This is a genomic window from Micromonospora sp. LOL_013, assembly GCF_048060315.1.
Taxonomy (GTDB): Bacteria; Actinomycetota; Actinomycetes; order Mycobacteriales; family Micromonosporaceae; genus Micromonospora_E.
The window spans coordinates 1-243 of sequence record NZ_JBHMIQ010000133.1 but is presented as its reverse complement, the minus strand read 5'-3'; the positions used below and the strand labels follow the sequence as shown (position 1 = coordinate 243).

1 protein-coding gene is annotated in these 243 nt (G+C 71.2%); it reads left to right on the top strand.

Annotation, left to right across the window (positions count from 1 at the left end; genetic code table 11):
- Positions 1–243, top strand: a 243-nt coding sequence (locus tag ACFHWS_RS28645; RefSeq protein ID WP_416569601.1) for an IS110 family transposase, incomplete at both ends; no start/stop codon positions are given.

Below are 243 nucleotides of genomic sequence, written 5' to 3'. Positions count from 1 at the left end.
GAAGGACACCACGCGGTCGCGTTGAACCGCCACGGCAAGAGGCTGCACGACGCGACACTGCCCAACACCGAAGCCGGGCTACGGAAACTGTTCGACAAACTCGCCCGACACGGCCGGATCCTGGCCGTGGTCGACCAGCCCGCGTCGATCGGCGCGCTGCCCGTCGCGGTCGCCCGCGCCTACGGCCACCAGGTGGCCTACCTGCCCGGTCTGGTCATGCGCCGGCTGGCCGACCTGCACCCC